At 57.5% G+C, this 3,513-nt stretch carries 1 protein-coding gene; it reads left to right on the forward strand.

Annotated elements, in window-relative coordinates:
- Nucleotides 1-3,513, forward strand: a 3,513-nt coding sequence (locus MUA00_RS00315; RefSeq protein ID WP_408639679.1) for a beta strand repeat-containing protein, incomplete at both ends; no start/stop codon positions are given.

Below are 3,513 nucleotides of genomic sequence, written 5' to 3' on the forward strand. Positions count from 1 at the left end.
GGCGGCATGTACGCCAACCGTATCCATCTTGTTTCCAGCGAAAAAGGGGTGGGCGTTAACCTTGGCGACCTGAATGCACGCCAGGGCGACATCACGCTCGATGCCAGCGGCAAACTTGCGCTTAAAAACAGCCTTGCCAGCGGTAGTCTGACTGCAAAAGGCGACTCGGTGACCCTTAGCGGAGAGCACAAGTCCGGCGGGCCGCTGACGGTTGTCGCCCAACGTGACGTGAATGTGGAAGGGAGCGAGCTTGCCAGCGACGGAAATATCACCCTTAACGGCAACGGCAAACTGACGCTTAACAACAGCCGTCTCACCGCCGGGAACGACATCAACCTGAAGGGGCAGGATCTTGCGCAGAACGCCACCAGCCGGGGCGATGCGAGGAATAATCTCAATATTGCTCTTGCTGGCACGGCAACCACGCAAGGCCTGCTTATCGCCGGGAAAAACGTTGAGCTGAAAGCCGGAAAATTAAGTCATACGGGCCAGCTTGTTGCGAACGGAAATGCGCGCCTGAATGCGTCGGGCCTGGACAACAGCGGCACGGTGCAAAGCCAGAAAAACCTGGCGGTAAGTGGCGTTTCGCTGAATAACCGCGGGCAAATGCTCAGCGGCGGCGGGCTGGATGTAGCGGTACAAACCCTCAACCAAAGCGGCACGCTCAGCGCAAAGGGCTCAGCCAGCCTTAGCGCCGCAAAAACGCTAAATAATGCCGCAGGCGGGCAAATCCTTTCCGAGGGCGCGCTTACCGTAAAAGCGGGCCAAATCCTGCAAAGCGGTACGCTGTCGGGCAAAAAATCCCTTGCGGTTAGCGGCGATTCTCTGAGTACCGCAGCGAAATCGTTAACCACCAGCCAGGGCGGCATCGCGCTAAGCACGGCCCGCGCTGCGCTTGATGGTAAGGTCATTGCTCAGGGCGATCTTGCCGTGCAGGCCACGCAGCTCAGCACGCAGGCAAACGCGCAGCTACAAAGCGACGGCTCGATTACCCTCAGCGCTCAAAACGCCGCGCTTAGCGGGACGCAAGCGGCGAAAGAGAACTTCAACGTAACGGCAGACAAGCTGACACACAGCGGCAAAAGCAATGCGCAGATCGTCACGCTTCACTCTGGCGAACTAATCAATAGCGGAACAATAACGGCCCCTTCCCTTCGCCTTATGGCAAAGCGCCTGGTCAACGGCGGGAAATTGCAGGGAGACCGCCTGTTTACGCTTAAGGCCGACCAGTTCGAGAATCTCGCCCAGGGCAGCATTTACAGCGCATATGGCCTGGCGTTTATCCTGCCGCAGTTTACTAATGCCGGGCTTATCGCCAGCGATGCCGGTATCAATTTGCAGGTTGATGCGCTGACCAACAGCGGATTAATCAGCAGCGGCACAAAATTGCAGCTCAGCGGTAAGCGCCTTAACAACGCAGGCGAGATGAATGCCACGACCCTGGACCTGCGCTATTCGCAGGTGCTTAACCAGTCTTCCGGCCTGCTGCTGGGCAAGACGGCGCTCGGGCTTAAAGCGGACAGCCTGAACAACCTGGGCAGCATTGCGGGGGATTTCGTGCATCTCAATGCCGCGCAGTTAAGCAACGGCGGTCTTTTGCAGGGTTCGAACGCGCTGGCGATTGACGGTAATCAAATTGATGTAAGTGCTGACGGACGGGTGCTGACCGCAGGTGCGCTTACATTGAAAGCCTCCGGGTTCAAAAACTTCGGCACTTTGCAGGGACGAAACGCGAGCGTCACGGCAAATAACTGGCTGAACGGCGGTTCTCTGCTGGGTACTGACGGCGTCAATGTCAGTGTTGCGCAAAATATGACCAGTCAGGGCGATTTACTTAGCCAGGGAAATACCGTCATCAACGCACAAAACCTGAATAATCAGGGATCTTTGATGAGCGCCGGTGAAATGACGCTCGCTGGCAACGAACTCAGCAACAGCGGTGCGCTGCAGGCCAACAACCTGACGCTCAATCAAACGCGTATCGAAAATAAAGGCACGATTATTGGCCTGAATGCGCTAACGCTGGAAGCCCGTATGGCAATGGCGGCTCCGCTGCTGGAACTGGTCAACAGCGGGAAGCTGCTGACGCAGGGCGCGTTAACCATCAACGGCGGCGATATCAGCAACGGCGGTACCTGGCAGGGGCAGCAAATTCTGCTTAACGCGCAGAAGCTGAGTAACGACGGCGCAATCCAGAGCGCTGATGCGTTAACGCTAAAACTGACCGGCAATCTTACCTCAGGGAAAAGCAGCAAAATCACCGCTAACGGCCGCGCCGCGCTTAGCGCGCTTGACCTGAGCAACAGCGGGCAGTGGGCTGCCAGGCGACTGACGCTTACGGGCGAAAGTCTGAATAACGCCGGGCAAATCAGCGGCGTGGATGATTTGTCGGTGACGCTGAACGGCAAATTTAGCCAACAGTCAGGCAAAACGCTGCTGAGCGGCGGCGCGCTCGCACTGGAAGCGGCTGCGGTAGATAACGGCGGGCAAATTCAGGGGCGAGATACACGAATAACTGCGGGGAGTCTCAACAACAGCGGGCGACTCCAGGGCGGCAACGCTCTGGTGCTGGAGACTGGAAGCACCCTCAGCAATAGCGCGACGGGCGTACTACTTAGCGAGAAAGCGCTGCGCATTACCACGCCAGGCCTTATTAATTACGGCATCGTTCAGGGCGGCGAAAGCTCAGTGGTTAATGCGGGGAACTCGCTACGCAACGACGGCAAACTCCTGTCCGGGAAGGAACTGACGCTCAACACCGCATCTTTGAGTAATAACGGCTGGCTACAGGCGACGACACTGTTGCTGAACGCGGTAACGACCGCGAATGCGGGCACGCTGCTTGGCACCAATAGCCTCACGCTTAATGCAGATAAAGTGACTCATCAGACGGCCGGGAAACTCTACAGCGGCGGCAATCTGCTGCTGACCAGCACCGGTTTTGATCAGCTTGGGCAGGTCATTGCTTTGGGTAACCTGACGCTGAAGCTGAGCGAGGGTTTCACAGGTAAAAATGTCATTGCCGCTGGCGACACGCTAAATATCACCAGTAACGGCGCGATCGCCAACCAGAGTGTGATGCAGGGCCAGGCGGTTAATCTGAAGGCTGGCGGCGCGCTAACTAATAACGGCCAAATCACCACCGGTAGCGGCAGCAGCACGCTTTCCGGCAGCCAGATCGCGATGAATGCCGCAGGCACGTTGCAGGCCGGTGGCGACGTTACGCTGAATAGCCGCAGCGATATCACCACAGGCGGATTTCTCGGCACGGCAGGCACCCTGACGCTAAACGCCGCGGGCAGCCTGCTTAACACCGCGCTGCTGTACGCCGGAAACAATATGTACCTGCTGGCGAACAGTATCAAAAACCAGCGCGGCGATATTCTGGCGGGCAACAGCCTGTGGATGCAGCGCGATACGGCGGGCAACGCCAGCGCTGAGGTGGTCAATACTTCCGGCAATATTGAGACGCAGAACGGTGATATCACGATTCGGACCGGGCATTTGCTGAAT

The sequence above is a fragment of the Dryocola boscaweniae genome, assembly GCF_025215095.1.
Classification (GTDB): Bacteria; Pseudomonadota; Gammaproteobacteria; order Enterobacterales; family Enterobacteriaceae; genus Dryocola; species Dryocola boscaweniae.